We start from the raw sequence: 25,060 nt of genomic DNA, 5'->3' as shown, positions 1-25,060 counted from the left end.
GTGCAGTGGTTAGCGATGATCACGATGCTAACCGATCATTTGGGGTATGCTTTCTTTCCCGATGAACGGTATTTGCGTGTTTTTGGTAGAATAGCTTTTCCGATCTATTGTTATTTTCTAGTACTCGGTTATCAACGTACACGAAATGTACGCAAATATACGATTCGGTTACTCCTAATTGCAGCTTTATCACAACTTCCTTTTATGTACGCTTTTGATATTACTAATTTAAATGTGGTCTGTACATTATTTATTTCCTTGCTTTTAATGATTGTAATTGATAAACTATCCCTGAAATATTTTCCGGTTTCGCTTCTTCTAATTCTTATTGTAGGTTGGTTGGCAGATCAGCTACATATGGATTATGGGATGTACGGCGTTCTGCTTGTATTGGTATTTCGTTACACGACCGGGTATTGGGTGATTGTCGCTCATTTGGCACTCACTGTTGTTTTTGTCCTGTTTGGAGGGTTTTCAGATATTCAGGTATTTAGTGTGCTGGCTACGGCTTTAATTGCTATTCATCTAAATTTGTATCCAAAAACAAAGCTTTATTCACCTCCACGCTGGATATGGCGTTCTTTTTATCCCGCACATTTAGCTATTATTGCGATCATACGTTTGGTATTTTAACAAATACAAATCGGGAATATATCACTTCCCGATTTTTTTCTGTCTTTTCGTAAAAAACCATCGCCTTATGAGTGCATCTTAGAGTATAATCGTTAGCGGAAGTCATCTGTCGGCTATAGGCAGTTTTAAATATAGGAAGGGGAACCCCCATGAAATCGAACAAGAAACACACACTTACTGAAGATATGGACTTTTTCACCGCTGGACTGTCTGGCAGTCTTATTACAGTATGGCAGGAAGATCCTGCTGGCGTATATTGTGAAATTGGACGTGGTTATGTAGAAGCTTATACGAACGAAGCTGTTCGCGTGCGTAACTTACAATCTGGAACCAAAAGCTTGTATTCTCGTGAATCAACAATGTTTCAAACCGATTGATTCATACTTAATATGATATCCAAAAGCCAGTTGTCTGCTTTTTCTTTATGAAGAGGAAGCGAGAAACTGGCTTTTTTGTGTTCTTAAAGTGAATGTTCATTTGCAGTTCATATTCTCCTTTTATACTACGTGAAGAGGCATAAGATATCGTCTGAATCGTTTATCTAATGCTCATTCACTTTAGGAGGAATCTATTGTATGAAAACATTAAAAGTACTTTCGAGTGTCGCTTTGTCCGCAGCTTTATTGGTGGGATCGATATCTATAGGAGCAACAACTCATGCCGCTACAACGACCCCATCGACCACGGCTGCTCCCAAAGATGCCAAAGCCATGAACAATGTATTGATCGGTAAAATAAAATCAATCAGCGGTAGCAAAATTACATTGTACAAATCCTCCACTCAACCGGATATACCCACAGGAACAGCAGGATCAAAAGCTCCAGTAGCAGGAGAAGCTCCTCCAAGTGGAACAGTGCCAGCCGCGCCGCCTACAGGTTCCGCTCCAACAGCAGGAACAGGTACTACTCCACCTGCTCAGACGTTTAGCACAACAACGACAAGTGTGACTGTAAGTAGTGCTACAAGTATCGTAAGTGTGACACGTTCTGCGGGTAGCACCAAAGCCACTCCAACGAAAAAAGCATTATCCAGTCTTAAAGCAGGTGATATTATTTTCGTTACACTCGCTTCTGGTACTACCAAAGCCACCAAAATTGAAGTTATGCCTGCTACCACTAGCAAATAATCGATATATTGATTCATTTAAAATATTTTTCATCTCTATTTTCCCACAAAATGTAAAGAGTATCTTGTTGAAACAAGCAGGCAGTGAACCGTTGAAGTCAGCGGCTCGCTGCCTTTTTCTTTGATTTACTCTTGTTTAGACAATAATGTGGAATATCTTACTTTTTAAGGTTTCATTCATTTTTAGTTCACATTGAGTTCACAATCGCTCTCTATACTTCCGTTTATAGGACGTGCCTTTTGAAATGTCCTTCCAATCCAAAGGAGGTTTCTTTATGAAGACACTTAAAGTATTATCTAACGTCGCTTTTTCAGCAGCTCTCATTGCAGGTGCTGTAGCAGCCCCATCGGCATTTGCAGCATCTTCTTCCGAACAATCTACATCAGTACAATCTCAACAACGTCAGGTACTTGCAGATGCACCTACACTACCAGATGGAACCACTCCAGTCCTTCCCGCTCCACCTGCACCAGGTAAACTAGATGGCCCAGGACTTAAAGGAGAAAGAGCCGATGTTATCGGTGAAATTAAATCAATCAATGGCAATCAAATTACGATCACTGCACCTGAAAAACCACCACTACCTGCAACTGATCGCAAAGCGAACTATAAATCGGGTTCTAAAAATACGAAATCTTCTAGTCGCTCATCGGTTAGTAAAGATACGTATAGCAAACCACAAGGTCTTTTGCCAGAAGGAACAAGCGTCACGATCAATGTCTACAGTGGTACCGATATTGTGAAAACTTCGCACAGTCCAGAAAAAGGACATGTGGAAACGACCATCTCCTTATCGGCTCTTAATGTTGGAGATCATATCGCTGTGACACTTGCATCCGATACAAGTAAACAAGCGACTAAAATTGAAATTCATGAAGCTCCGCAACCACCAGCAAATGGCGGAACTCCACCGACACCTCCTGCACCTAAAGACGGAAGCACTCCGCCAGTTCCACCTGTACCAGCAGATGGAAGTACGCCTCCTACACCACCTGCTCCACCTATAGATGGAAGTACACCACCGACTCCACCGGCAAATGCTTCTGCTCCAGTAGCTACCCAAGAATCGTCTTCATAACGTAAAAATAATGATCTAGATTTAGTTGTATAGCAAAAAGAGTGAACCATCGTGTTCACTCTTTTTTGCTGTATTATGAATGATCTGTAGATGTTGTATCTGAGGAAGTATCTTGACTCGAAATATCACCTTTCATCTGACCACTATGCATACCGCCCATACCAATAAATAGTTGAATCTGATCGGCTACGGAAGAATCTTCTGTATTTAACCAAACGTTGATGACATCATCTGCTTTGAGATCGGAAAGGGCTTTGGTCGTTGTCGTCATTTCATTATTCTCCATCGCCATTGTAGAGAACGTTGTACTGTCGGATACTGTAATCGTAACAGTCTCGTCCGAGAACATATCTTTCCCACCCGTGCTCGCTTGTTCAGAAGAGGCTGGAGCTTGTGAACCTTCATTGACGGGTGCTTGAGCAGACTCTCCGTCTGGCGTAGCTGGAGGGGATTGTCCGCCATCTGCTGGGGAAGCACCTCCATCACCGGGTTGTCCTTCTGGTGGAGCATTCATACCTTTGCTTCCACCTTGCCCCATCTGAGAAGGATCTATTGTAGACTTGTAGATGGTAATCGTATTACCGTCAATAGATTTGATTTTGCCCATTAGATCAGCATTCGCTTGTGCCGTGCTATCTCCCGAAGAAGATGACGTGTTGGTAGATGTCGCTGTTGCAGAAGCATCTGCTGTATTGGTTGTTGGCTCTGCTGTTGATGACGTTTCACTATTTGTACTGCATCCCGCTAACAGAGCGATCGCCATCGTGGTTCCTAAAAGGAATGTCCATTTCTTCATATGAATTGCCTCCTTGTGTGTAGCCTGCCATCTGATCATGATGTGTAGGCTGTAAAACTATTGTAAAAGAGGCATGTGAACTTCTTATGAATAGTTGCTAAATAGATGTTAACGTTTCTTTTCATGTATAATTTATATACGATCTATCAATTCTATACATAACGATGCAGAATGGAGTGTTAACGATGTTAAACGTATTGAGTCCTACCAATATTGCAGAAGAATTAGCCAAAATTACAGAACACTGGTCGCCACGAGTGATCGGGCAAGTAAACGATCAATATGTCAAAGTGGCAAAAGTTAAAGGAGAACTGGTCTGGCATCAACATGATCATGAAGATGAATTATTTCTAGTTGTTTATGGAAAGGTTATTATTCGTCTACAAGATGCTGAAGATATCACTTTAGAAAAAGGAGAATTTTATGTTGTTCCCAAAGGAACGATGCATAACCCGTTCGCTGAAGAAGAATGTGGATTAGTCTTGATCGAGTCGGTAAGTACCAAGCATACCGGCGATGTAGAATCTCCGTTAACCAAGTCGATCGAAGATCAATTATAAGATCAATAAAGATATCTATACACACATCAAGGAGCTGTTGCATATGTGGAGTAAAGACGGAAGTATTGCACTGATTGGAACGTTTTTATCGATTATTGGCAATATTATGATCATTGCTGAACATCCTTATGGCAGAACCGTATTGCTTGTGAGTATTTATGTAATGATAGCAGGATGGATTTTCTTAATGATTCAGAAATACCGTAAACGAAAAACTATGATGTAAATACAAAAAGCGAAGCCTATGAAGATTAGGTTTCGCTTTTTTCGTATCTATTGCTAGCTATACATCTTGTATACAAAAAAAAGACCCTGAAATACGTAAATGTACGCTTTCGGGGTCTTCTCATTTAATAATTATTTACGAAATGATCTTAATCTTCACAAGGTTGAGCCAATACTTCGTCTTCTTCGCGTGTACGGAAACTTGATCCGCAACCACAAGTTGCTACAGCATTTGGATTATGAATGGTAAATCCACCACTCATACCGGATTCTTCAAAATCCACTTCCAAACCGTTCAAGTATTTCAGGTCTTCTTTATCCACAACGACTTTCATCTCTTGAATAGTCATATATATATCTTTATCCGTTTCTTCGCTATCAAAGCCCATGGCATAAGAGAATCCACTGCAACCACCAGGGTTTACGCCGATGCGTACGAATAGACCGGGTATGTCTTGATCTTCCATAATGCCTTTCATACGTGAAGCTGCTGAATCACTAATTGTAATCAATGATATCCCCTCCTTTTCTTTTTCATTATACTCTTCTGTTCCACTGCACTCAAGGCTTATTCATTATGCACAATCTCTCATTTTTTAAGTAATTGTATTGCCCGCGTTACATGAGAGGTTTATAATGGGTAAGTGAAGGATGACAGGAAATGTCGAAATTCTGTCAAAAACCAAACATCGTTACACCTTATGTGCCGTTGTAACTTTTTTCACATTAATTCTTCAAATCAGGTGACTATGTTATGTAATTTGTTGTATATTATATAGTATGCGTTCAAAGATGAAGTTATTTTGGCATTTTTATTGTTAGGATTGACAGCATATATGGTGTGCTTTTTTTAATTGCTATTATTCATTGACTCCTTATTGGTGTAAGACAATGACAAGCACGTCTTACAAGATTCGGACATCACAGAAGATAGACAGAAGTTTTAAGGAGAACAGGAGGAACCTAGCATGTCTACTATTATTACACCACAAACCGATACCCGTATGGCAGAAATTTTCCATAAAGTACGTACAGGTGAGCGTTTATCTATTGAAGATGGGGTATATCTATATGAGAGTGATGATATCCTCACCATCGGACAAATGGCAAATGAAGTGAACTTACGCAAAAATGGTAAAAAGGTTTATTTTATCGAAAATATGAGTCTATATTTTACCAATGTATGTGAAGCTCATTGCGCATTTTGTAACTTCCGTAAAGACGAAGGCGAAGAAGGTTCATACACATTAAGTGGTCAGGAAATGGTTGATTATGTACAACAACATTACCATCCTGGCGTTCGTGAATTCCATATTGTAGGTGGACATAACAACAATGTACCTTTCCAATATTATGTTGATTCTCTTCAAGCGCTCAAAGAAGCTTTTCCAGAAGTGGTACTCAAAGCATATACAGCAGCTGAGATTGACTTCTTTACTCGGATCAGCGGATTGAATATTGAACAAGTACTCACAAAGCTACGTGAAGCAGGTTTGCAATCGTTGACCGGTGGTGGCGCAGAGATCTTATCTGATGAGTATCGTAAAAAAATGCGTGTCGACAAAGCAAACGTTGACCGTTATCTAGAAGTGCATCGTACTGCTCATAATATGGGTATGCGTACACACACCACCATGTTATACGGTTCGATTGAAAGTTACGAAGACCGTGTACGTCATATGGTACAAATTCGTGAGTTGCAAGACGAAACAAATGGATTCCTTGTATTTATTCCATTGTCTATGCAACCGAAAAGTAAAAATGCAAGTATTATGCGTCGTAACTCGGCTTATGAAGATTTGAAAACAATCGCAATCAGTCGTCTGATGCTTGACAATATCGATCATATTAAAGCGTACTTTATCAATATTGGTACTCAATTGACTCAAATGGCTCTAACTTTCGGTGCTTCTGATGCTCACGGTACGATTATCAAAGAACGTATTAGTCATGCAGCAGGTGCTTTGACTCCAGAAGGTTTGACTCGTAAAGAGTTGATCTGGTTGATTAAAGGCGCAGGTCGTATTCCTGTAGAACGCGATACATTCTACAACGAAATTAAAGTATACGAATAGTCTTTAGATCTATTCAACATCTCATCATACCCCGGGCTTTACTTAATCATACAGTGGATTCGTTTTAGATATCCTATCGCTGTATCTTAGAAGTAAAGCCCGTTTATACGCCTGTAAGCTGGCAATATGTGGCTTTTTGGGCAAAAAAGGCATCACCCGGCTCACCGCTTTGCCTTCTCTGCGCCGGATGACTTGCCTCTATGTTTATGATTTTTGAAATCATTATGACTACGGGGATCATGTACGATTCTCATCTATTTATTATCTACCAGAAGGAGAAGATATCATGAAAAATTTAGTTATACTCGGTGCAGGTTACGGCGGCGTTACATTAGCCCACGAATTATTGGATCATAAGATTCCAGCAGACACACAGATTATTTTAGTAGATCGTATGCCTTTCCAGGGGCTTAAAACAGAATATTATGCTTTAGCAGCAGGAACAGCTTCTGATCTTGAGTTGCGCGTTAAATTTCCTACACATGCTAAAATGACCACTAGATATGGTGATGTAACAGGCATTAATTTAGAAGATAAAGTGATTTCATTTGAAGATGGCGAACCGTTGAATTACGATCAAATGGTGATCGCTTTAGGTTGTACCGATAATTTCCATGGTGTACCCGGTGCTGCTGAATACACAAGTACTATTCAATCATTCACAGCTACTCGTGATACGTACTTAAAAATAAATAATTTACCTCCTCAAGCTACAGTGAATATTGTTGGCGGAGGATTAAGTGGAATTGAGATTGCGGCTGAAATTCGTGAAAGTCGTGAAGATTTGAATGTGCGTATTCTGGATCGTGGTGAGCGTCTATTGTCTTCATCTCCTCCACGCCTATCTAAATATGTAGAAGAATGGTTCCGTGAGCATAATGTAGAAGTACGTAACCATATCAATATTAGCCGTGTAGAAGGACATTGTGTCTATAACGGTGAGTCTGAGCGCATTTCAGCAGATGTAACGGTCTGGACAGCAGGTATTCGCCCTGTACCATTGATCGATGAGTTAAATGTCAATCAGGATAACTCTGGACGTGTCATTTTGGACGAACTGTATCGTATTCCAGGTCGCCCGGAAGTATTTGTATGTGGAGATTGTGCTTCCCTTCCTTTCGCAGCTAGTGCACAAGCAGCAGAAGCTCAAGCAGAACAGATTGCTAATGTAATTGTAGCCGGTTGGAAAGGGGAACAACCGAAAGTGCAACCACTGAAACTTAAAGGAACTTTAGGAGCATTAGGTAAAAAATCCGGTTTTGGTACAGGATTTGGATTCGGTGGTAAAAGCTCTGTTACCGGTAAAGTACCTCGTCTACTGAAAAGTGGCGTGCTCTGGATGTCCAAACATCATTTCGGTTAGAATCCTATCTTCGTGATTTCCTTTGTGATGATGAACTATTCATTGGTGCTTGAGCATAAAAAAAAGCTGATCTCAGTCTAAATCGAGATCAGCCCAAGCATCAGCTTCATTAACCTTTTCTAAAATTAACGTATATAGTGTATCCGCATCTTCCGATGCAACGATTTCTCCGTTGACTAAAGCATAAGGCATTGCATAACATTGACCACAATTGCCCAGACAACCGTATTCTATAATATCATAATCAGGATCTGCTTCTAATTTCTTCATTACCTGATCTGTACCGGTATGCATATTACTCTGGCAAAACTCTATAATCGGTCTCATATGTGTATTCCTCCAATCGTTGTACCTTGAACATCATACACTAAAATGTGTCTGAATATGCACCTATATTGTCATTTTTATAAAGAAATTTGAAATGAGTATAAAAATCATTGCGTAAATGCTGAAATTTTGGTGTATTTATACTATAATATAGTTACGAAAGGAGTTGAACAATATGAGTGAAAGTGTACAGGTTGAAATGTACGATGAAGTATTGGAAGTTCTGGACAAATTGCGTCCATTCTTGCAACGCGATGGCGGCGACGTTGAGTTGGTAGACGTTGAGGATGGTATCGTTAAGCTTAAGTTGATGGGAGCTTGCGGTAGTTGCCCAAGTTCGACAATCACGCTAAAAGCGGGTATCGAGCGCGCCCTTTTCGAAGAAGTTGAAGGTGTGCAAGAGGTTGTCCAAGTATTCTAATTCAGACTTTTTTATACAGAGGCAACGATTGATTGCCTTCGCTTCATAACAAAAAGCGTCTTGTCTTCCTTTGGGAAGCAGGACGCTTTTTTTGTGCTTATACATGTATTCACTTTTTACTGTAAGCCCTATCTATTCGGTTCATCCTTTGATATATGGACGAATCGGATCAAGTCCACCCGAGATATCCATGATATTACCTGTAATAAAGTCAGAATCGGAATGACATAGATAAGAAATAACACGCGAAATGTCTTCTCCACTACCCGGTCGACCTCGCGGCGTTTCTTCATCAACAAGATGTAGGACATCGGCGATCCGTTTTTCTTTGTTATCCCCACGAATATCACCCGGACAGATCATATTAACAGTAATCGCATTTTCTGCTTCTTCTACAGCCAATGTTTTGGTAAACGAAACCAATCCTACTTTGGCTGCGGCATATACAGCACGATGAGGCCATGATCTCGATTCAGCCGCATGTCCAAAACCAAAATGAATAATGCGTCCCCATTTCTGCTGACGCATATGAGGTAATACACGGTGATCTAGCAACATCGCACCGATCAGATTTCCTTGCATTAACGACATGATTTCTGCACGCTCATAATCAGCAAATAGACGGCGTTCCCGGATAAAAGGGCCTGCGTTATTGACTAAAATATCAATACCGCCCAGCTGTTGTTCCACTTCGTCTACAAGGCGATCTATATCGGCTTCAAGCGAAATATCAGCTTGTACAACAATACAGCGTACTCCCATTTTTTCAATACGAGACTGTAAATGTATAGCTTCTTCATGACTATTCATATAATTTAGAGCGATATCACAGCCTTGACCCGCTAGCGTAAGCGCCGTCATTTTACCTAATCCTTTGGCACTGCCTGTAATCAGGGCAATTTTACGATCCAAAAAAGTTCCTCCTCTAGAACATCTATTACATCTTTTCGATTGTTATGATCTTTTATAATGGTATACGTTGGAATCATAGCTTTTGGATGATACCCATTCTTATATAGTGTACAGACCCTAACCTATAGATGTCAAAAGGTTCAGTACATCAAGCTTTGCCCCACTCTACGAAATCTCAAAAGATCGTTTATAATAGTAGTATTCAGCTTATGAAGTAGGAGGTATTTGAATGAATACAAGTAAGACCAATGCGATGCGCATTTTAGACAAAGCCCATATTCCATACACCATTATTGAATATGATAATAAAGACGGCAAAATTCACGGTAATGCGGTTGCCGTCAAAATCAATAAGCCACCTGAAATGGTGTTTAAAACCTTAGTGACTCAAAGTAAAGATAACTTATTTATTTTTGTTATTCCGGTTGGCGCTGAATTAGATCTTAAAAAGGCAGCCAAAGCAGCTGGAGAAAAGAAATTAGAGTTATTGCCTGTGAATGAGTTGCAGAAATGGACAGGTTATATTCGAGGAGGCTGTTCTCCAGTAGGTATGAAGAAATTGTATCCTACCTTTATCGATCAAGATGCGATGTCACTTGAAACGATGATCGTTAGCGCAGGCAAAATAGGCATGCAAGTAGAGCTTTCTCCATCACAACTTGTGGAAGTGACACGTGCGATATCTACATCTTTAGTTCATGATACGGAGAACGTAGACGATCATGGAGATACGATATAAGTTTTTTTTACAATAAATATACATTTCTAAAAATACAAAAAAGAGCCTAACTTCTGGAGTGAAGTTAAGCTCTTTCTGTATACTTTCAGTGAGGATATGGACTTAAAATGCTGGAATAACAGCACCGTTGTACGTATCTTCAATGAATTTTTTTGTATCATCAGATGTTAAAGCTTTTTTCAATTTTTCGATAGCCGCATCGTTTTGGTTATCTTCACGAGTTACCAAGTAGTTAGCATAAGGTGCGCTACTTGTTTCTGTCAACAATGCTGTTTTAGGATCGATTTTAGCTTCTAATACATAGTTCATGTTGATCATACCCAAGTCCACTTGACCCAATTGTCGAGTGATAAAAGCTGCATCCATCGGTGTGAATTTAAAGTTTTTTGGATTCGATGTGATATCTTTGACAGAAGAAGTGATGTTTGTTTTGTCTTTCAATTCAATCAATCCGTTGTTCGCAAGCAAAATCAAAGCACGTGCTCCATTGGATACTTCGTTAGGAATAGCGATATTTGCGCCATCTGGCAATTCATCGATAGATTTATACTTTGTAGAATAGGCACCAAAAGGTTCGATGTGTACAGGTTGTACTGCTTTAAGTGTCATACCACGTGATTTATTTTGTTCTTCAAGGTAAGGCAATGTTTGAAAATAGTTAGCATCTAGTTGTTTACCGTTCAATTGAACGTTAGGTTGGATATAATCTGTAAATTCAACAACTTGTAAATTAACGCCTTCTTTAGCAAGTGCAGGTTGAATATGCTTCAAGATTTCAGCATGAGGTACAGCTGTAGCACCGACTTTCAATGTCACTGCCTCTGCTCCACCTTCAGTGGTTCCTGTAGCTGCTGTGTTATCAGCGGCTTTATTACCACAAGCCGATATAATAGCTACCAACATAATACTTAGTACAATTAGAGTCCATTTTTTCATCTTCTCTACCCCTTTATTGGTTTGGTATTTTAATTCATGCTATTGATATGCTGAACATCTTATTGTTGTCGATCTGACTACCTGAATATTCAGCAGAATTACCATATATAGACGATTCTTTATCTATATTTATCTTCTAGAGAAATGAACCACTAGACGATCGCCAAGCATTTGTAGAATCTGAACAATAATGACCATGATGACTACAGCCACTAACATAATCGCCGTATCATAGCGATAATAACCATAGTTGATCGCAAGTGTTCCGAGTCCTCCAGCACCAATCATTCCTGCCATCGCTGTATTTGATACTAGAGCAACGACAGTCACTGTCAATCCAGCAAGTAGTCCTGGCATAGCTTCGCGTACAAGTACACGTGTGACGATCTGCCAGAGAGAAGCTCCCATAGCATTGGCTGCTTCAATCACGCCACGATCCACTTCGCGCAGTGCTGTTTCTACCAATCTGGCAAAAAACGGGGCAGCTGCAATGACTAATGGAGGAATCGTTCCCAGTACTCCGATTGTTGTACCTACTAGAATTTGCGTTAATGGCAATATGGCTACGATCAAAATGATAAACGGAACCGAGCGCAAAATATTAACGATAAATGCAATCACCGCATAGAAATAACGTACCCATGCTACCGTAGAACGTCCTGTAATAAATAGTAATATACCTAGAGGCAATCCTAAAATTAAAGTAAATAACCCGGAAGCACCTACCATTTTGAGTGTATCTAGCGTTGCTGTACCGAATTCATTCCAATCGATTTGTGAAAAATCCAATTCACCCATCAGTTGATCACCTCCACATCCAGACCTTCAGCAGTCAATCCATCGAGTGTACGCTTAATGTCTCCTTCTGTTCCTTCAAAGCGAACAATCAGTTGTCCATAAGGTACATTTTTTAATGTTGAAATCGTTCCTTGCAAAATAGCAAAATCGACACCTGTGTGACGTACCGTTTGCGAAAGAATCGATTGATACGTTTTGTCACCTAAAAACGAAACTTTAACAGTTAAAGAATTGGGAACATTCGGCGCTGTCCAAGACGTGTTCAATAGTTCAGCATTATTGGATTCATTTAAAATAAAATCACGTGTCACTTCATGCTGTGGCTTCAAAAAAACGTCAGTAACAGGACCCTGTTCTACAATTCCACCACGATGAATAACAGCTACTTTATCGCAAATGCTCTGAATCACATGCATTTCATGTGTAATCAAAATGATTGTTAAATTAAACCGCTCATTGATATCAACTAATAATTTGAGAATCGAATTGGTGGTCTGAGGATCAAGTGCCGAGGTAGCTTCATCACAAAGTAATACATCAGGGTCACTTGCTAGTGAACGGGCAATCCCTACACGTTGTTTCTGTCCGCCAGATAATTGCGCAGGATATTTACTTGCATGATTCTCAAGTCCAACCAGAGCTAATAATTCTTTCACTTTTTCTTTAATTTTACGTTCTGGTGTTTTGACCAAGCGTAAAGGAAAAGCGATATTCTCATACACCGTTGCTGAAGATAATAGATTGAAATGCTGAAAAATCATTCCTATTTTACGTCGTCTCACTTGCAACCGTGCTTTGTTAAGCTTGGTCATATCAACGCCATCGATCCATACTTCACCGGAAGTTGGACGTTCAAGTAAGTTGATACATCGGATTAACGTACTTTTACCTGCACCCGAATGTCCAATCACACCGAAAATCTCACCTTTTTCGATCTTCAAATCGATACCGCTTAACGCAGGACTTAGATTTTTACCTTTGCCATACGTTTTAGTTATATTTTTTAACTCAATCACAGATGGGTGCTCCTTCCTTCTATCTCTTCATTCCTCAAGCGATATTACATTAATCATATATAAACCATCGAATAAGTCGGATATATTTTCATTATAATATATGTCGGTATTCGCTTCTCTCTTCTTTATACAAAAAAAGAACCCTTTCGCAGAAAAGGGTTCTCTATTATTAGAGATACTTCCTTCTCATCTGCCAAAATCACATTGCATTGACTGCACATGCCATTTTGAAGGAATTAGCACCATGACATTTTGGAAAATAGATTGCTACATTCACTGCAATCTATTTTCTAAAATCGGTTGCCGGGTTTCATCGGGCCAGTCCCTCCACCACTCTCGATAAGAAAATATGAAAAATTCGAATGAAAATGAAAATCTTTTCTCAGTATATTGAACTTCACACGCTTTGTCAAAGCAAAAATAAACATTTCCTAAGGAAATTAGAAATCTTTTATTATTTAATAAAGTCGTTATACACAATCAGTATTGATTTTAAAGTATCCAGAAGCATATTAATAGTGTTGCTTTTATAGATTCTGTCCTATTTTGCTACGTGTACCACGACTTAATTGCCATACTCGTACACTCATATAACATAACACACCGAACAAAATCTGAATCAATAGCGTATGCAACATACTGGAGAAGAAATACCATTCAGGTACTTTCATCGTTACAATATTCAACATTCCGCTTAGAATCTGCATAATGATAAAGACGATAGCTGTTACACCTAGCTTACGAATACCCGGATTATACGGATGACGACGGTAAGCATAGTGTGCTAGAACCGCAATTACGATTAACAGACTATATGCTGCTACACGATGGAAAAAGGCTACAGCTACCCCGCCGGATAATTCCGGTAAGATTGAACCGTTACACAGTAGTACTCCTGAACAACCACCTCTAGAATTGGTATGAGTTACAAAAGCACCTGTATACACTACCATATACGTATAGATCGTAGCAAACCACGTCAGATTACGCATCCCTTTACTCACCGGTGGTTCATCAGGAATCGGTAAATCTCCTTTTTGCTGATCCATCCGTCTTGCTCCAAGTGCCATCATCGACGAACTTGCAAAAGCAATCATCGCAAATCCAAAGTGGAGCGCCATAATAGGAGCAGATTGTGAGAATACAACAGCCAATGCGCCCATTACTGCTTGAACTAACACAAATAGTAATGTTAATGATGCATATACTTTAAGCTCACGATGCTTATTAAAAAAGATAAATCCGATAAAAGAAAATAATGCTGTTAAGCCCGCTAAAGCACTAATTGCCCGATGCGAATACTCGATAAGTGAAGAAATCGTATACGCTGGTACAAATTTGCCATGACATAGCGGCCATTCTGTTCCGCAACCGAGCCCTGAACCTGATTTCGTTACTACAAGTCCCCCCATTGTTGCTAAAAACATAACAACACAGGTGATAAAGCTCAACCATTTTAGATGTGTAGTTGTTATTCTGAACTTTCTTGCCATTTAGAGAATCACCCGCTATTTTATAATAGTGACATTGTTTATAGTCACTATCTATTATAACGAATCACCAGTAATTACTACCGCATCCTTTGTGACAAAAAATGATCAATATCTACACAATACTATGTAACTAACTTTTATAGATATAATGTGTTCTATCTAAGATAGAATTATAGACTATTCATGTTATTTTACTTGATGAGATGCTTGGAAGTATTTCCACTATATCCTTCTTGAGCAATATGCCCATCTTTAAAAATAGCATAAGAATATGTGGTGTTAGGTTCATCTTTAAAAACTACATTAGCACCATAAGGCGCATTGGATGATGTAAATGAATATGTACCTTCAACTTTTTCAATGTTGTATCCTTTATCATAAACTAAATAAGCTTCAATTTTTTGTCCTGCTTCTTTTTTTGTAAAAGGATTGCCATGTAAACCTAAATAAACAGCGGCTACTCCAACAATAACAATTACTATTAAAAAACTGGTAATAATCATTCCTTTTTTTGACATGATATCCACCTCCTGAATGTATCGTAACAAATGAAAAGTCAGGTAAGCAAATATTGACATAATTTATAAACCAGTTCGCACTAAAAATCAATATACAGTCAAAATAAAAAGACGTACAACGATAGCTGTTCAAAGCATATCTTTGTACGTCTTTACTTATAAATATAGATGTACTTATAGCAACATATAGTTATTATATATTTCTATTTCAACAAAATCTTTTTATTCTGCTGTTGTTGTAGCCAATGTCTCATACACAGCGACAGCACGATCTAGAAATTGTTCAATTTCCTCACGAGATTTGCGTGCTTTGTTAACGAAACGGACTAATTCTTTGCCATTCGCATACGTGACAAAGCTAGGGATACCAAGGATATTCTGTTCTTGGCTCACATCACCTGTTGCTTCTACATCCACTTCAACAAGCGTTAGACGATCCGCATATTTACTTTCTACTTCAGGCATAAATGGATCAATATATCGGCAATCTCCACACCAGTCTGCTTTAAATACAGCGACAGTTAATTGAGAAGAATGAGTGACAGTTATAAAATCTTCTTTGCTATTAATCATTTGCATAATGATATTCCTCCTAATTCTTTTGTAGACGCATTAATGGACGGAAAACTTTTCGTAATACTTTAGGGTATGAATCCAATTCATTAGCTTTAACCACTCTTAGTAAAACAAGCATGACTGGATATACCAATAGTATCGCTATTCCTACCATACAACAACCGATAAAAAATGCAACTCGATCATTCATATAACCTGTTAATAAAATACCTACTTGGTTAAGCAATAGACCGATTCCGCCAAGCACTACTACAGTGACGATAAATCCGATCCAACGATTGCCTAATACAGAGAAAGTCACAATTTGGCGTAATGAACGAATATTCAACCATGTAATCGTAATAAAACATAATGCTGTTCCTGCAATAATACCGTAGATTCCAATAAACGGAGCCAATGCAAAACTAACAATTAATTTGACAACAATACCGATCATCACATGTACCATTGATTGATTTGCTTTATTAATACCGATTAACATTGAATTGGTCGTCATCATCGTAATCTGGAAAATTGTCCCCAGTGTCAAAGCAGCAATAATGCCTGCTCCTTCTTGAGTACTAAATAATAATCCATTTACCGAATACGCTGCTGTACTAAAAATTAATACAATCGGCACACCTGTAAGTACAGAAATTCGTAATGCTAATGTAATTTGATTTTTCAAATGTTCCATTTTGCGACTAGCAAACGCAGCTGAAATAATAGGAATCAGCGATTGACTCAGTGCAATCGCTAGAATCGGTGGAATACCTGCTACACTTTGTGCTCTAGCTCCCAAAATCGCCAGCACATTGGTAGCCATAGCATCTCCTAATTGTCCAATCAATAAAGGTTTTACTAATATACTATCAATAAAATAAACGGCTGGAATCGTCAATGAAGATAGAACGATAGGAATCGATAATTTGAAAATATCACCATAGATTTGTGTTAATGGAATAACGGCATGATCTTTATCTGATCTAGCATCGATACCTTCTAATTTATCTTGTTTACGCATTTTGAAAGCATAATAGATCATTACTGCAAACGCACCTATACTCCCGAGCACACTACCAAAAGAAGCACCGGCAGAAGCTTCTACACCACCATACCCTAATTTTAAAATAATATAGGCTAACAAAATGGCTGTAAACACGCGCGCGATCTGCTCAACAATTTGAGAAATACCGCCTGCAATCATTAAGTTACGTCCCTGAAAATATCCGCGCATCATTGCAATCATCGGAAATAGTAATAATGATGGAGCAATAGCTCGAATAGCTAAAATCGCTTCAGGCACTTTAGAGCTGTATACAGCAAAAAATGGTGCAAAAATATACAATCCTACTGTCATAATGACACCAATCACACCTGCAAATAACAACGCTGCAAAGTAAATGCGTTGTGCTTCCGCAGGTCTACCTAGCGCATAACGCTCAGATACCATTTTACTCAGTGTACTTGGAATACCTGCTGTTGCTACAGCAAGTAACATCAAGTATAAATTGTTAGCTACCGTAAATGATGCATTACCTGTTACACCTAACATATGCTCTAACGGTACACGTTGTACCAAACCCAGTACACGTGCAATTAAAGCGGCTGCTGCCAAAATCACGGTTCCTCTGACAAATGACTCTGTTTTAGACAAAACGGCTCCCCTTTTCTCACGCCCGATCTCAACCATACCAAAAAACCGGAAGGCTGAAAGGCCTTCCGGTCTTGGGCTTTTTCAACAACCTCTATTATAGACAACCTATAGTCATCTAAGCAATGCGGGTTATTTTTTTAAAATACAAAAATCCAGAGAAAGAAGATAACGATCATCGCTACTTGTAAAATAATCTTCACAACCATGCTGGTGAATAATCCAAGCATCGTGCCCCATGCAGCTTTGAGCGATTGCTGAAAATCTTTACCTGAAATCAACTCACCGAGAATTGCACCGATCAATGGACCCAAAATCAGACCAAAAGCAGGAATAACAAACGGTCCAACAATCAATCCAATCGTTGATAAAATGACGGTGAGCTTGGTTCCTCCGAACTTTTTGGTTCCATAAGCACCGACGACGTAATCGGCTACAAACAGCACAATCACAATTAACGTCTGAATAATCCAGAACCAGACATTATATTCAGCGAATGAGAAAAACCATCCGTACACGAAAAATCCAAAATAAATAGCTAATGCGCCAGGTAATACAGGATAAACCGCTCCTGCGATCCCGACTAAAAATAAAATAATGACTAAACTCCAACCGAGAATTTCCATCGGTGTGGTTCACTCCTCCCAGTAATCTTCTATACCTATATACTCGAAGAGAGCCTGATCCGTTGCAACTTTTTTTAGATCAGAATATAATCGCGAATGACTTCAACAATTCCATCATCATTATTAGAGCCTACAACCAAATCTGCCGATTCTTTCACAGGTTCTTGAGCATTACCCATCGCTACACCTAATCCAACAGCTTGAATGACAGCGAGATCGTTTAAGCTATCGCCTACAGCAACCACTTCAGACATGTCAATATTAAGCAATTGGCATACTTCGTTGATCCCTGCTGCTTTGTTAATTCCAAGTGGATTGATCTCTAGATTATGTGGAGACGAATTGGAAATCTCAAGTCCACCCATATCTTGTAATGCCATAAGAATCTGGTAACGCAATTCATCGTTTTCGGTATTATAGCCAAATTTGAGCCATTCAATACTCGTAAGGTCTGTACCTTCTTCTAGCCAGTTATCACGATTGTGTAAACCGTTCACTGTATATGCCCAGAACCAGACATCTTTTTCGATTGCCAATTCGTACATTTGACGAATGAGATCAGGATCAACCAGTGTACGTCGATGTAGCTCATGAGGAGCTTTCCAGACCTCACTACCATTTACAGTGACCATAGGAGTATCTAAGCCTAATTGCTCGGCATAAGGCATTGCACTATGAGCTGCACGTCCTGTAGACAGACACACATGAATACCCTCATCCATCGCTTTATTAATCCATTTAATCGTTTCGAGTGTAATCTCATGATTATCGTTTAATAATGTTCCATCCATATCTAAAGCTAATAACTTATATTTACGTGTTGTCATCTTGTCGTATCGTTCCTTTCCTGTTCCTATTTCTATAGTGGTGTTTATTGAATCTACTGTAGCCAGTCAGTGAGCTCATTGCGATAACAGGCTCATTTTATCATAGATGTTACATCGGTCACAAAAGCTTTTGTAAATTGCATGTGAAAAATAATCAAAACACCCTGCAAGATTACAGGATGTTTTGCAAATGGTTTACATTCATGTGTAGACCTATCATGTTGTTTCACTTTCAACAAAGACAAGATGGTTAGAAAGTATATATTTATACTTTTCTGGTAGGATTCTTATTCAGCGATTGCTGTTCCTTGAGAACGACGTTGACGCAGACGGCGAATCAATACACCATGCTTTGGAGAAAATACAAAAGCAATTCCAAACAATATACCTGCTACTGTAACAATACTGCCTGCAATCGAAGCATTAAGTATACATGCTGTATAATAACCAATAATAGAACTAACGACTCCTGTTAGTACACTATACATTAGCATTCTGCCTAGACGATCTGTTAACAAGTAAGCAGTAGATGCTGGAATAATCAACATACCGACCACTAGAATAGCTCCTACACTTTCAAAAGAAGCCACCGAAGTCATCGACACCATCCCCATTAATAAATAATGGAATAACATCACTGGAATCCCACAAGCTACTGCCATCGCTGGATCAAATGCTGAAATTTTGAATTGTTTATAAAATAATGCAAGTAACAGTAAAATAATCAACAATGCCGATCCTAACATCCAGACCGAACGTGGTCCCATATCTATCCCGTTCGCTGTCCATGTATCCCACTGTACATAAGCAATCTCACCGAACAATACACAGTCGAGATCCAGATCAATATTACGAGCATTGAGACTGATAATAATAACGCCAATCGCAAATAATGCTGTAAAAATAATGCCGATTGACGCATCCGATTGGATACCTGAATTTTGTAACCATTGAATTAGAAATACAGCAAGCAATCCAAGAGCAGTTGCTCCAATCATCATCGCTAACGAATCTCGTGTGCCACTCAGTAGAAAAGCAATCGCAATGCCGGGTAATACGGCATGACTAATCGCGTCCCCAATCAGTGCCATTTTGCGCAAAATAAGAAAACAACCCAGTAATCCACAAGCGGCTGACATCAGACAAGCTGTTAAAATAATCCAAAAATCACTACTCATGGCTTATTCCTCCTTGACGCTGCCACTGATCTTTGGTCTGCTTACGCGACCATAACTTGGCTAACCATCCACGACGCGGAGCACATAGTGCCGAGATTGCAAAGAATACAGTAGCCGCAAGTACTGTCACCGGACCTGTTGGCAATTGAGACACCATTCCACTCCACAATGTTCCGATCAGACCACTTAACGCTCCGAATATACCGGATACCATTACCATAATATGCAGACGATCTGTCCAGAAACGTGCTGCAATAGCAGGTGTAATCAACAATGCAGACATCAATACTACGCCTACTGCTTGAATTCCTGCGACTACAATAATAACCGTCAATAGTAGAAGAAGTTGCTCCAAAAAGGCGACAGGCAAGCCCATACCTTTGGCAAATCCAGGATCAAAACTGATTAGTTTGAATAATCGGAATAAAGCCACACAGATAACGATCATCAATAGACTAATGCCGGCAAGAACATAGACATCACTTTGCATCATAGAAGCCGCTTGTCCAAATAGGTACTTGTCTAACCCACTTTGTCCACCGTCTCCGCTATGTTGAATATGAGTTAGTAACAATACGCCTACTCCGAAAAAGAAAGATAAAATAATGCCCATTGCCGCATCTTGTTTGATTCGTGAATATTGTGTAATCCATCGAATCCCAAAGGTGGCGAGTACGCCTGCAACTAAAGCTCCAATAAAAAATCCACCTGTTGATTTGACACCACTCAACATAAAAGCAATACAAATCCCCGGTAATGCCGCATGAGCCAGTGCATCTCCTATCAAACTTTGCTTCCGCAAAACCATAAACGAACCAATCACTCCACTACTTAATCCGAGTAACATACAACCGACAATAATCCAGCGTACATTCGGATCAAGTATCAAAGCCCCTATCGTATTCCACATATACTCTCCTCACCCCCAGCACTTGGCACTATAAGTGCGATTTCTTCTATTCCAATCAACCATGATTTTTGTATAGCAAAATATCTTACGTTCAGCGCTTGGCACTATAAGCGCGATTTCTTCTATCAGCACTTGGTACTATAAGTGCTTATTTCCCTGCAAGTACAATGCCTTCTTTACCTTGTAACACCGCCATTTTGCCACCATATGTCTGCTGTAACATGTCAGCATTAAATATATCTTTGACTGCCCCTGCACCGATCAGTGTACGGTTTAGCAGTAGGACATCATCAAAATACGCTTCTACGGTAGACAGATCATGGTGAACGACCAGAACTGTTTTACCTTCTGCTTTGAGTTGTTCAAGCAATGAAATAATGGCTTTCTCTGTCGTCGCATCGACCCCTGCAAAAGGTTCATCCATCAAATACAATTGAGCTTGTTGCGCTAACGCTCTAGCTAAAAAAATACGTTGTTGTTGTCCACCAGACAATTGGCTAATCTGCCGTTGTGCATAATCTGCCATCCCTACTTTGCGTAGACATTCCATCGCTGTTTCATGTTCATGTTTGCCAGGGCGACGGAACCAGCCTAATCGTCCATAGGTGCCCATTAATACCACGTCTAAAGCATTCGTAGGGAAATCCCAATCTACTGATTCTCGTTGTGGTACATACCCTATTTTTTTCGGTGTTGTTGATAAGTTTTTCCATAGACTTTGACATCCCCTGCGATCGAAGGGACTAATCCAAGTGAAGCTTTAAGTAAAGTGGATTTCCCTGCACCATTCGGGCCGATTAATCCAATCAGTCTTCCAGGCGCTAAAGTGAATGATACGTCCTGTACAACTGGTTTTTTATGATAGGCTACAGTCAGCCCTGATACTTGCAGAGGCATAGCCATCGCGTTGTTGTCTGTAACGGCTATAGGATCAGATAAAGATAAATGGGTCATAAATAAACCTCCTTGTATAATGTATGATGAACAAGTGTATGCAATCATTTATTATTTCAGCGCTTCTACAATCGTATCTGTATTGTGACGTACCATTCCGATATACGTTCCCTCTGTTGTTCCTGCTTCACCCATAGCATCCGAGAACAATTCTCCACCAATGCGAACCGTGTGTCCCATTGACCGAGCACCTGCGATAATAGCTTCCATCGATCTGGAAGGCACACTAGACTCTACAAATACCGCTTTGATTCCCCGCTCGACTAATTCATTCCGTAGATCACTTACGTCTTTAGAACCGTATTCTGCGGCTGTGCTGATCCCTTGTAACCCTTTAACTTCAATATTATAAGCATCACCATAGTATCCAAAAGCATCATGAGCTGTAATCAACACTCGACCAGACTCTGGAATGCTCGTTATTTTACTCTGTACTTCTTGATGTAACGTATTCAGCTCTGCTATATAAACAGAAGCATTTTGGCGATAATCTGCTTCGTGTGCAGGATCAGCTTCAATCAATGCCGCTTCAATCGTTTGAGTCACATTCACCCAAAGACTCACATCGAACCAGATATGAGGATCATATTCGGTTGCTCCATCTTCACTGTAACGAAGCTTGTTAGGATCAATATTTTCAGCTACAGCCACCACATGGCGAGATTTGCTCATTTTCTCCATAATCTTGGTCATACTACCTTCCAAATGCAGTCCGTTATACAACACTAGATCTGCATCGTCTAACTTACGAATATCTCCTTGCGAAGCTTTATACATATGCGGATCAACACCAGGACCCATTAATCCTACAACGGATACATGCTCCCCACCGACTTCCTGAGCGGCATCAGCAATCATACCGGTAGTTGCCGTTATTCGTAATGCTCCCCCTTCTGCAAACGAAGGCGATTCGTCGGTTGCCCCTTGAATAGTTGTACATCCACTAAGAATAAGAACAATCACAGCGATACTAATGCTATACAGCATGCGTTGATATAACGGAGACGATGTTGCGGGTTTACGGTTATGTTTATTAATAAGATATGCTTTTGCCCATGTTGATTTGGAACGATAAATCGACATATATGATCCTCCTGTACTTTCAAAATAGTCTGTTTCTGTATACCAATAATCTACACTTTAAATATTACATTGAAGCAATTATTTTTCTCATATGACTATATTTTTATATTAGGAAATAATGTTTCCCTAGTGCAAATTTTAAAGTAGAAGGCAAAAAAAAGCAAGGGGCTATTTTACCCCTTGCTTGATGTTATATTTAGACTCATTTATTTAATCATTTACTGTATATTACTCTGCACTATTTTCAGTAGCGGGTTTCTTTTTGGGTACACCATCTAATCCATATTGCTGATCATAGGCTTCAAAAATCTGACGTGCAATTGGAGCGGCACCTTGAGCACCATATCCACCTTCAGGTACAACAACAGCCACAGCTAGTTTAGGATTTTGTGCAGGAGCATACGCGATAAAGACAGCATTCTCAATCGTTTTACCTGTAGCCATGCGCTGTTGTGAAGTTCCTGTTTTGCGACGATAATCATAAGGGAATCCTTTGAACGCATCCACTTTACTTTGCATTCCTTGTTGTACAGCATCCCAATACTCTGAAGGAAAATCTACTTTATTCAGCACTTCTTTTTTAAATTTCTTGGTTACTTGTCCATCTGCATTACGAATCTCATTCACAAATTGTGGCTTCAAACGTTCTCCACGATTCGCTAACATCGTTGTATATTGTGCTAGTTGTAGAGTTGTATATTTCCCTTGTTGTCCAAAAGAAGCATATGCTAGAGCAGATTGAGCACTTCCTGATTCCATTTCATGTATATACTCTTTGTATCCTATATATTCTGCGGCAAGTCCACTTTCTGTAGATACTCCTAATCCAAATTGCTCCATATATTTATCCCATACATCTACACCAGGTTTACCTTCATACTTCTGATATAACCGTTTACCAACCATATCCACCATAAAGGTATTCGATGAATGAGAAATAGCGTCAACCGGATTAAGCATTCCATAAGCATGACTACTCGCATTTCTTACTTTAGTACCATATCCTTCTTTACCAAGTGTAGTCACACCACGATCATTATAATAATCATATCTTGTAAATAGATGTTCATTTAAGCCGAGCAATACAGATAAAGGTTTCATCGTTGAACCTAGCAAGACAACCGAAGAAGGATGATCTCCACCACCCGGACGATTCACCGAACGAATAGCTCCGTTCATATAATAAGGCTCTATATTTTTCCATTCACTTTCAGTACGTGTGTCTTTACTCCAAATATTACTGTCATAATCAGGCATGCTAGCCATGGTAATGACTTTACCTGTATCTACTTCCATTGCTACTGCATACCCTGTTACAGCATTAGGAGCACTAACTCCGCGTGTGCCTGAATAACGTATTTTGGCTGTATGTTCTGTAATCGCTTTTTCAGTAGCTACTTGTATCTCTTTATTGATTGTTAATACTAGATCAGACCCTTTAACAGGTGGAATCAGCTCTGTCGGTCCAGAAGCCATATTTTTGGGATTGATCGGCACTCTACGATAACCGCTTTTCCCTCTGAGTTCATCTTGATATAACAGTTCTAATCCATCAAATCCTACATTTTCGATAGCCGAATATTTCATAGCTGGATCTTCACTTGAATTGCGTTGAATATTTTTATATTTATTTCGACTCATAGAAGATACGAAAGGACGCAAATATCCTACCGTCTGAACAGCAACCGTATCTGTATCATAATGTCGTATATTTTCTTCTACGATTTCTATACCTTCAAATTCATCTCTACGCTCTAAAAAATAGGCAATTTCTTTATCAGATAATCCTGTTTTGATACGTCGAGGTGTGTAGCCATTTCCTTTAGCATATGTAGTATCCATTGCTTTAAAAATATCGACTGTTGTTAACTTCTTAGTATTTGGATCGCCATATTGATCAAATATCTTCTGTAACTTTCTTGCTAACTGCTTCGCTTCTTGAATACGATCTGCTCGATTATAATCTTTATCTAGTGTCAAATATAAAGACTGGGTAGGTTCTGAATAAGCAATCGGATGCATACTTGAATCGTAAATCGTTCCTCGTGTCGGTAAAAGAGGGACTTCTTTAACAATATCGCCTTCTGCTACTTTACGTAATTCTGGCCCTTCAACAAATTGAATAATAGCTAATCTAACAACAATCACTGAAAATACAGCAAACGTTATAAAGAAAAAAATATTGAGTCGAATAGCGAACTGTTTACGGTGTTTTTCCTGCTCATTTTCATGAGCAGGACTTTTGTTCAAATTCAT

At 39.3% G+C, this 25,060-nt stretch carries 27 protein-coding genes, 1 pseudogene and 1 riboswitch; of the genes and pseudogenes, 10 read left to right on the top strand and 18 right to left on the bottom strand.

Going from position 1 to position 25,060, the window contains the following annotated elements; translation table 11 throughout:
* From RCP16_RS01135 to RCP16_RS01120, 4 genes are all read left to right on the top strand, one after another.
* Positions 1 to 633: a TraX family protein gene (locus tag RCP16_RS01135; RefSeq protein WP_308641457.1), complete on the top strand. Its 633-nt coding sequence runs from the start codon at positions 1 to 3 to the stop codon at positions 631 to 633.
* Between the two features lie 149 nt (positions 634 to 782).
* Positions 783 to 1,010, top strand: coding sequence for a hypothetical protein (locus RCP16_RS01130; protein WP_069326226.1), 228 nt, complete (start codon positions 783 to 785; stop codon positions 1,008 to 1,010).
* 198 nt (positions 1,011 to 1,208) lie between these two features.
* Complete coding sequence (locus tag RCP16_RS01125) at positions 1,209 to 1,760, top strand: hypothetical protein (RefSeq protein ID WP_308641456.1); 552 nt, start codon at positions 1,209 to 1,211, stop codon at positions 1,758 to 1,760.
* 274 nt (positions 1,761 to 2,034) lie between these two features.
* A complete protein-coding gene (locus RCP16_RS01120) occupies positions 2,035 to 2,838 on the top strand; it encodes a hypothetical protein (protein WP_308641455.1) in 804 nt (267 codons plus the stop codon).
* Between the two features lie 73 nt (positions 2,839 to 2,911).
* Here the strand turns inward: RCP16_RS01120 and RCP16_RS01115 are convergent, their stop codons facing one another.
* Entirely contained in the window at positions 2,912 to 3,634 is a 723-nt protein-coding gene (locus tag RCP16_RS01115) for a hypothetical protein (RefSeq protein ID WP_308641454.1), read from the bottom strand.
* Positions 3,635 to 3,819: 185 nt separating this feature from the next.
* Between RCP16_RS01115 and RCP16_RS01110 the strand changes: the two genes are divergently transcribed.
* Both RCP16_RS01110 and RCP16_RS01105 read left to right on the top strand, forming a co-directional pair.
* Complete coding sequence (locus RCP16_RS01110) at positions 3,820 to 4,194, top strand: cupin domain-containing protein (protein ID WP_069326222.1); 375 nt, start codon at positions 3,820 to 3,822, stop codon at positions 4,192 to 4,194.
* A gap of 43 nt (positions 4,195 to 4,237) precedes the next feature.
* Entirely contained in the window at positions 4,238 to 4,420 is a 183-nt protein-coding gene (locus tag RCP16_RS01105; protein ID WP_308641453.1) for a hypothetical protein, read from the top strand.
* A gap of 148 nt (positions 4,421 to 4,568) precedes the next feature.
* On the opposite strand, the gene RCP16_RS01100 is transcribed toward RCP16_RS01105, so the two are convergent.
* Positions 4,569 to 4,931, bottom strand: coding sequence for a HesB/IscA family protein (locus tag RCP16_RS01100; RefSeq protein WP_137223761.1), 363 nt, complete (start codon positions 4,929 to 4,931; stop codon positions 4,569 to 4,571).
* Between the two features lie 456 nt (positions 4,932 to 5,387).
* Between RCP16_RS01100 and mqnE the strand changes: the two genes are divergently transcribed.
* Positions 5,388 to 6,494 (top strand): aminofutalosine synthase MqnE, encoded by a 1,107-nt coding sequence (gene mqnE, locus RCP16_RS01095; RefSeq protein ID WP_069326219.1) that lies wholly within the window; start codon positions 5,388 to 5,390, stop codon positions 6,492 to 6,494.
* 286 nt (positions 6,495 to 6,780) lie between these two features.
* Positions 6,781 to 7,857 carry an NAD(P)/FAD-dependent oxidoreductase gene (locus RCP16_RS01090; protein WP_069326218.1) on the top strand — a complete coding sequence of 359 codons (1,077 nt, stop codon included), beginning with the start codon at positions 6,781 to 6,783 and terminating at the stop codon, positions 7,855 to 7,857.
* 72 nt (positions 7,858 to 7,929) lie between these two features.
* Here RCP16_RS01090 and RCP16_RS01085 read toward each other — a convergent pair whose 3' ends face one another.
* The gene (locus RCP16_RS01085; RefSeq protein ID WP_069326217.1) at positions 7,930 to 8,184 is read right to left on the bottom strand and encodes a YuzB family protein; all 255 of its coding nucleotides are present in this window, start codon (positions 8,182 to 8,184) and stop codon (positions 7,930 to 7,932) included.
* Between the two features lie 175 nt (positions 8,185 to 8,359).
* Here RCP16_RS01085 and RCP16_RS01080 point away from each other — a divergent pair, with 175 nt between their 5' ends.
* Complete coding sequence (locus tag RCP16_RS01080; RefSeq protein WP_069326216.1) at positions 8,360 to 8,605, top strand: NifU family protein; 246 nt, start codon at positions 8,360 to 8,362, stop codon at positions 8,603 to 8,605.
* 141 nt (positions 8,606 to 8,746) lie between these two features.
* On the opposite strand, the gene RCP16_RS01075 is transcribed toward RCP16_RS01080, so the two are convergent.
* Positions 8,747 to 9,517 carry an SDR family oxidoreductase gene (locus RCP16_RS01075; RefSeq protein WP_137223763.1) on the bottom strand — a complete coding sequence of 257 codons (771 nt, stop codon included), beginning with the start codon at positions 9,515 to 9,517 and terminating at the stop codon, positions 8,747 to 8,749.
* A gap of 229 nt (positions 9,518 to 9,746) precedes the next feature.
* On the opposite strand from RCP16_RS01075, the gene ybaK reads away from it, so the two are divergent.
* Positions 9,747 to 10,256 (top strand): Cys-tRNA(Pro) deacylase, encoded by a 510-nt coding sequence (ybaK, locus tag RCP16_RS01070; RefSeq protein ID WP_273592390.1) that lies wholly within the window; start codon positions 9,747 to 9,749, stop codon positions 10,254 to 10,256.
* Between the two features lie 102 nt (positions 10,257 to 10,358).
* Here ybaK and RCP16_RS01065 read toward each other — a convergent pair whose 3' ends face one another.
* The 14 genes and pseudogenes from RCP16_RS01065 to RCP16_RS01000 form a co-directional block, all read right to left on the bottom strand.
* Positions 10,359 to 11,192: a MetQ/NlpA family ABC transporter substrate-binding protein gene (locus RCP16_RS01065; protein ID WP_069326214.1), complete on the bottom strand. Its 834-nt coding sequence runs from the start codon at positions 11,190 to 11,192 to the stop codon at positions 10,359 to 10,361.
* 129 nt (positions 11,193 to 11,321) lie between these two features.
* The gene (locus RCP16_RS01060; RefSeq protein WP_069326213.1) at positions 11,322 to 11,990 is read right to left on the bottom strand and encodes a methionine ABC transporter permease; all 669 of its coding nucleotides are present in this window, start codon (positions 11,988 to 11,990) and stop codon (positions 11,322 to 11,324) included.
* Positions 11,990 to 13,006 (bottom strand): methionine ABC transporter ATP-binding protein, encoded by a 1,017-nt coding sequence (locus RCP16_RS01055; protein ID WP_137223779.1) that lies wholly within the window; start codon positions 13,004 to 13,006, stop codon positions 11,990 to 11,992. Before RCP16_RS01055 ends, RCP16_RS01060 begins: the two co-directional genes overlap by 1 nt.
* 183 nt (positions 13,007 to 13,189) lie before the next feature.
* A riboswitch (SAM riboswitch) is annotated at positions 13,190 to 13,352 on the bottom strand.
* 181 nt (positions 13,353 to 13,533) lie between these two features.
* Positions 13,534 to 14,499 carry a COX15/CtaA family protein gene (locus RCP16_RS01050; RefSeq protein ID WP_308641452.1) on the bottom strand — a complete coding sequence of 322 codons (966 nt, stop codon included), beginning with the start codon at positions 14,497 to 14,499 and terminating at the stop codon, positions 13,534 to 13,536.
* Positions 14,500 to 14,690: 191 nt separating this feature from the next.
* Complete coding sequence (locus RCP16_RS01045) at positions 14,691 to 15,017, bottom strand: DUF3139 domain-containing protein (protein ID WP_069326210.1); 327 nt, start codon at positions 15,015 to 15,017, stop codon at positions 14,691 to 14,693.
* Between the two features lie 222 nt (positions 15,018 to 15,239).
* The gene (locus tag RCP16_RS01040; protein WP_308641451.1) at positions 15,240 to 15,596 is read right to left on the bottom strand and encodes a thioredoxin family protein; all 357 of its coding nucleotides are present in this window, start codon (positions 15,594 to 15,596) and stop codon (positions 15,240 to 15,242) included.
* A gap of 13 nt (positions 15,597 to 15,609) precedes the next feature.
* Entirely contained in the window at positions 15,610 to 17,229 is a 1,620-nt protein-coding gene (locus tag RCP16_RS01035) for a putative polysaccharide biosynthesis protein (RefSeq protein ID WP_308641450.1), read from the bottom strand.
* 137 nt (positions 17,230 to 17,366) lie between these two features.
* On the bottom strand, positions 17,367 to 17,852 hold the full coding sequence (locus RCP16_RS01030) for a DUF456 domain-containing protein (protein WP_069326207.1): 486 nt from the start codon (positions 17,850 to 17,852) through the stop codon (positions 17,367 to 17,369).
* Positions 17,853 to 17,926: 74 nt separating this feature from the next.
* Positions 17,927 to 18,679 (bottom strand): Cof-type HAD-IIB family hydrolase, encoded by a 753-nt coding sequence (locus tag RCP16_RS01025; protein ID WP_069326206.1) that lies wholly within the window; start codon positions 18,677 to 18,679, stop codon positions 17,927 to 17,929.
* 287 nt (positions 18,680 to 18,966) lie between these two features.
* On the bottom strand, positions 18,967 to 19,857 hold the full coding sequence (locus RCP16_RS01020) for a metal ABC transporter permease (protein WP_308641449.1): 891 nt from the start codon (positions 19,855 to 19,857) through the stop codon (positions 18,967 to 18,969).
* Positions 19,850 to 20,767 (bottom strand): metal ABC transporter permease, encoded by a 918-nt coding sequence (locus RCP16_RS01015; RefSeq protein WP_308641448.1) that lies wholly within the window; start codon positions 20,765 to 20,767, stop codon positions 19,850 to 19,852. Before RCP16_RS01015 ends, RCP16_RS01020 begins: the two co-directional genes overlap by 8 nt.
* A 148-nt stretch (positions 20,768 to 20,915) precedes the next feature.
* Positions 20,916 to 21,670, bottom strand: a pseudogene (locus RCP16_RS01010) (metal ABC transporter ATP-binding protein).
* Between the two features lie 102 nt (positions 21,671 to 21,772).
* Positions 21,773 to 22,804: a metal ABC transporter solute-binding protein, Zn/Mn family gene (locus RCP16_RS01005; RefSeq protein ID WP_308641447.1), complete on the bottom strand. Its 1,032-nt coding sequence runs from the start codon at positions 22,802 to 22,804 to the stop codon at positions 21,773 to 21,775.
* A 228-nt stretch (positions 22,805 to 23,032) separates the two neighbouring features.
* The gene (locus RCP16_RS01000; protein WP_308641446.1) at positions 23,033 to 25,060 is read right to left on the bottom strand and encodes a peptidoglycan D,D-transpeptidase FtsI family protein; all 2,028 of its coding nucleotides are present in this window, start codon (positions 25,058 to 25,060) and stop codon (positions 23,033 to 23,035) included.

This window comes from Paenibacillus nuruki, from assembly GCF_963311185.1.
Classification (GTDB): Bacteria; Bacillota; Bacilli; order Paenibacillales; family Paenibacillaceae; genus Saccharibacillus; species Saccharibacillus nuruki.
Note: the sequence above shows the minus strand (reverse complement) of the source record. Positions and strands in the feature narration are given on the sequence as shown.

Coding starts and splice junctions, on each gene's coding strand:
- RCP16_RS01130 (WP_069326226.1), top strand. CDS start 783: ATGAAATCGAACAAGAAACACACACTTACTGAAGATATGGACTTTTTC.
- RCP16_RS01125 (WP_308641456.1), top strand. CDS start 1,209: ATGAAAACATTAAAAGTACTTTCGAGTGTCGCTTTGTCCGCAGCTTTA.
- RCP16_RS01120 (WP_308641455.1), top strand. CDS start 2,035: ATGAAGACACTTAAAGTATTATCTAACGTCGCTTTTTCAGCAGCTCTC.
- RCP16_RS01115 (WP_308641454.1), bottom strand. CDS start 3,634: ATGAAGAAATGGACATTCCTTTTAGGAACCACGATGGCGATCGCTCTG.
- RCP16_RS01110 (WP_069326222.1), top strand. CDS start 3,820: ATGTTAAACGTATTGAGTCCTACCAATATTGCAGAAGAATTAGCCAAA.
- RCP16_RS01105 (WP_308641453.1), top strand. CDS start 4,238: ATGTGGAGTAAAGACGGAAGTATTGCACTGATTGGAACGTTTTTATCG.
- mqnE (WP_069326219.1), top strand. CDS start 5,388: ATGTCTACTATTATTACACCACAAACCGATACCCGTATGGCAGAAATT.
- RCP16_RS01090 (WP_069326218.1), top strand. CDS start 6,781: ATGAAAAATTTAGTTATACTCGGTGCAGGTTACGGCGGCGTTACATTA.
- RCP16_RS01085 (WP_069326217.1), bottom strand. CDS start 8,184: ATGAGACCGATTATAGAGTTTTGCCAGAGTAATATGCATACCGGTACA.
- RCP16_RS01080 (WP_069326216.1), top strand. CDS start 8,360: ATGAGTGAAAGTGTACAGGTTGAAATGTACGATGAAGTATTGGAAGTT.
- ybaK (WP_273592390.1), top strand. CDS start 9,747: ATGAATACAAGTAAGACCAATGCGATGCGCATTTTAGACAAAGCCCAT.
- RCP16_RS01065 (WP_069326214.1), bottom strand. CDS start 11,192: ATGAAAAAATGGACTCTAATTGTACTAAGTATTATGTTGGTAGCTATT.
- RCP16_RS01060 (WP_069326213.1), bottom strand. CDS start 11,990: ATGGGTGAATTGGATTTTTCACAAATCGATTGGAATGAATTCGGTACA.
- RCP16_RS01050 (WP_308641452.1), bottom strand. CDS start 14,499: ATGGCAAGAAAGTTCAGAATAACAACTACACATCTAAAATGGTTGAGC.
- RCP16_RS01045 (WP_069326210.1), bottom strand. CDS start 15,017: ATGTCAAAAAAAGGAATGATTATTACCAGTTTTTTAATAGTAATTGTT.
- RCP16_RS01040 (WP_308641451.1), bottom strand. CDS start 15,596: ATGCAAATGATTAATAGCAAAGAAGATTTTATAACTGTCACTCATTCT.
- RCP16_RS01030 (WP_069326207.1), bottom strand. CDS start 17,852: ATGGAAATTCTCGGTTGGAGTTTAGTCATTATTTTATTTTTAGTCGGG.
- RCP16_RS01025 (WP_069326206.1), bottom strand. CDS start 18,679: ATGACAACACGTAAATATAAGTTATTAGCTTTAGATATGGATGGAACA.
- RCP16_RS01020 (WP_308641449.1), bottom strand. CDS start 19,857: ATGAGTAGTGATTTTTGGATTATTTTAACAGCTTGTCTGATGTCAGCC.
- RCP16_RS01015 (WP_308641448.1), bottom strand. CDS start 20,767: ATGTGGAATACGATAGGGGCTTTGATACTTGATCCGAATGTACGCTGG.
- RCP16_RS01005 (WP_308641447.1), bottom strand. CDS start 22,804: ATGTCGATTTATCGTTCCAAATCAACATGGGCAAAAGCATATCTTATT.
- RCP16_RS01000 (WP_308641446.1), bottom strand. CDS start 25,060: ATGAATTTGAACAAAAGTCCTGCTCATGAAAATGAGCAGGAAAAACAC.